Annotated in this window: 3 protein-coding genes; 2 read left to right on the top strand and 1 reads right to left on the bottom strand. The window is 74.5% G+C overall.

The window, feature by feature from the left end; translation table 11 throughout:
- Positions 1-42 precede the first annotated feature (42 nt).
- On the bottom strand, positions 43-1,047 hold the full coding sequence (locus ACFU6K_RS35330; RefSeq protein WP_380670167.1) for an agmatine/peptidylarginine deiminase: 1,005 nt from the start codon (positions 1,045-1,047) through the stop codon (positions 43-45).
- Positions 1,048-1,303: 256 nt separating this feature from the next.
- On the opposite strand from ACFU6K_RS35330, the gene ACFU6K_RS35325 reads away from it, so the two are divergent.
- On the top strand, positions 1,304-1,879 hold the full coding sequence (locus tag ACFU6K_RS35325; RefSeq protein ID WP_380670165.1) for a TetR/AcrR family transcriptional regulator: 576 nt from the start codon (positions 1,304-1,306) through the stop codon (positions 1,877-1,879).
- A gap of 203 nt (positions 1,880-2,082) precedes the next feature.
- The coding region (locus tag ACFU6K_RS35320) for a serine/threonine-protein kinase (protein WP_380670163.1) at positions 2,083-3,095 on the top strand (1,013 nt) is incomplete at its 3' end.

The following is a 3,095-nucleotide window of genomic DNA, read 5'->3' as shown; positions in this document are numbered from 1 at the left end:
GTGGGAGTCATGAGGGTGGGGTCTCCGTTCGCTGGCGAGGGGTCAGGCGTGGGCGGCCGGGATCTGCTGGGTGATGCAGTGGACGCCGCCGCCGCCGTAGGCGATCACCCGGGCGCGCACGCCGACGACCTTCCGGTCCGGGTAGGCGGCGGCGAGCACGGCCAGGGCGCCCGCGTCCTCGGGGTGGTCGGCGACCGGCACGACGACGCCGCCGTTGGCGAGGTAGAAGTTCAGGTAGCCGACCTCGACCTCGCGGCCGTCGACCTCGACGAAGGCGGCCTGCGGCAGGTCGACGATCTCGAAGGGCCGGCCCTGGGCGTCCGTGGAGTGCTCCAGCACGGCGCGGTTGGCCCGCATCCGCGCGTAGTCCGGGTGCGCGGGGTCGGCCGGGAGCTGCACCACGACCCTGCCGGGGGCGACGAACGCGCAGACGCCGTCCACGTGCCCGTCGGTCTCGGTGTCCAGGGCCCCGCCGTACGGCAGCCAGACCACCTTGGTGACGCCGAGGCGTGCCTTCAGTTCGGCCTCGATCTCCTGCCGGGTCATCTCCGGGTTGCGGTTGGGGTGCAGCAGGCACTGCTCGGTGGTGATCAGCGTGCCCTCGCCGTCGACGGTGATCGCGCCGCCTTCGAGGATCATCTCGGAGCGGATCGCCGGGGTGCCGAGGTGCTCCAGCAGCAGGCCGCTGATCCGGTCGTCGGCGTCCCAGGGACTGTGCTTGCGGCCCCAGGCGTTGAAGCGGAAGTCCACGCCGGCCCGGCGGCCGTCCCCGTCGAGGACGAAGATCGGCGCGGAGTCGCGGAACCAGGAGTCGTCCGTCGGCAGCTCGACGACGGTGGTGCCCTCGCCGCACCGGGCCCGGGCCTCCTCGCCGTGGCCGGGCGGCGCCACCATGGTGACCGGTTCGAACTGCGCGATGGCGCGGGCGACCGCCGCGTACTCGCCCTTCACCTCGTCGAGGGTGTCGCCCCACAGGTCCGGGCGGACGGGCCAGGCCATCAGGCAGCCGTCGTGCTCGGTCCACTCCGCGGGCATTCGGTAGGTCACGGGAAACCTCTTCTGTTCGGGCCCCTCCGGGTGCGGCGCGGCGCGCCGGGCAGCGACGTGGCCGTCGGTGGTGTCGGGGAGGGGGTGGGGGTCTACGGGGCGCTCCCTGGCTGATGCGGGAGGCGTGGGGGTTGCCCCGCATCCTCTACCGTACTGAAAATTCAGTCAAGACTTGGAGGCAAGGCTGATGGAATTCCCTGAAACGATCATCAGGAACCTGTCTGACCAGCCGGGAAGCCCGGTAGAGTGGGCGCCCATGTCGGACCGTCGGACGGAAATACTCAAGGCCGCGACCCGGGTGATCGCCCGGCGCGGCGTACGCGGGCTGCGCGTGGGCGAACTCGCGGCCGAGGCCGGGGTGTCCACCTCGCTGATCTACTACCACTTCACCGACCGGGCCGGGATCCTCCGGGAGACGCTGGCGCACATCAGCGACCGCGCCGACCACTACACCGCCGACGAGGAGCCCGCCCCGGCCTACGCCGAGACCCCTCGGGCCGACCTCGAACGCGTGCTGCTCCGGGAACTCCAGGACAGCCCGGACGTCCGGGAGAACAGCACGGCCTGGGGCGAGTTGAGAGCCACCGCGGTCTTCGAACCGTACCTGCGCGAGGACCTGGCGCGGACCACCCACACCTGGGTGCACGACGTCGCCGAACTGCTCGCCCGGGCCGATCCGTGCGGCACCGCCCCGGCGCACGCGGCCGCCGCCGAGCGGCTCACCGCCCTCGTCGAGGGCCTGAGCGTGCGCTGGCTGAGCGGCTCGCTGCCGCTCGACCACGCCCGCCGGCTGCTGCGCGGGGCCGTCGAGGCGGAGCTGGCGCAGCACTGACGGGGCCGCCGCGGGCGGCCCGTCGAGGCGGGGCCCGCTGTCGGGCCTGCCCGCAGGGCCCGATTCGGCCGATCCTGATAAAACCTCTAAACTCTGCGGCGCTGTGCGTGCCGTACGTGCCGCGTGTGCCGTACGCCCGTTTCCGGCCCGTCCGGCCCGTCCGGCTCCGCGCCGACCCCTGACCGCCGAGAGAGGCAGCCCGCATGTCCGCTGACCGGTCCCCCTTCGCCCTCCAGCCGGTCTTCCAGGAGCTGACCGCCGACGACCCGCGCGAGGTCGGCGGCCACCTGCTGGCCGCCCGGCTCGGCGCCGGCGGTATGGGCCGGGTCTACCTCTCGTACACCCCCGGCGGCCGGCCGGTGGCGCTCAAGGTGGTGCGGCCCGAACTGGCCGGGGACCCGGAGTTCCGGGCCCGGTTCGCCCAGGAGGTGGCCAGTGCCCGGCGCATCCACGGGCTGTACACGGCCCAGGTGGTCGACGCCGGCGTGGACGCCGCCACCCCCTGGCTGGCCACCACCTACGTGCCGGGCCCCTCGCTCCAGGAGGTGGTGCAGCGCCACGGCCCGCTCCCGGAACGGACCGTCCTGCTGCTGATGGCGGGCATCGCCGAGGCCCTGCAGGCGATCCACGCCACCGGGGTGGTCCACCGGGACCTCAAACCCGGCAACGTGCTGATCGCCTCCGACGGCCCCCGGGTGATCGACTTCGGCATCGCCCGCGCGGCCGACGCCAGCGCGCTGACCGGCACCGGCCTGCGGATCGGCTCGCCCGCCTACATGGCGCCCGAGCAGGCCGTGGGCCGGGCCGCGACCCCGGCCACCGACGTGTACGCGCTGGGCGCCCTGGCCGTCCACGTCGCCGGCGGCGCTCCGCCGTTCGGGGACGGCCCGGACCCGGCGGCGCTCTACCGGACCGTCCACGAGGAGCCCGACCTCGGCCGGGTTCCGGAGGGCCTGCGTGCGCTGCTGCTGCGGTGCCTGGCCAAGCGACCCGAGGACCGTCCGACCACCGCCGAGGTGATCGCCGCCGCCCGGAGCCACCCGGCCGTGGGCGGGCAGCTCAGGTTCGGCGACGACTGGCTGCCGCACCCGCTGACCAGCCAGATCACCCGGCACGCCGAGCTGCCGCAGGTGCCGGCCGAGGCCCCCGGGGCCGCCGGGCCCGGGTGGGACTCGGCCCGTACGGTCCTCGCCCCGACCGCCGCGCCGACCCCGAC

This window comes from Kitasatospora sp. NPDC057512 (genome assembly GCF_042802135.1).
GTDB lineage: Bacteria > Actinomycetota > Actinomycetes > Streptomycetales > Streptomycetaceae > Kitasatospora.
This window is presented reverse-complemented; position numbering and strand designations above follow the sequence as displayed.

Coding starts and splice junctions, on each gene's coding strand:
- ACFU6K_RS35325 (WP_380670165.1), top strand. CDS start 1,304: ATGTCGGACCGTCGGACGGAAATACTCAAGGCCGCGACCCGGGTGATC.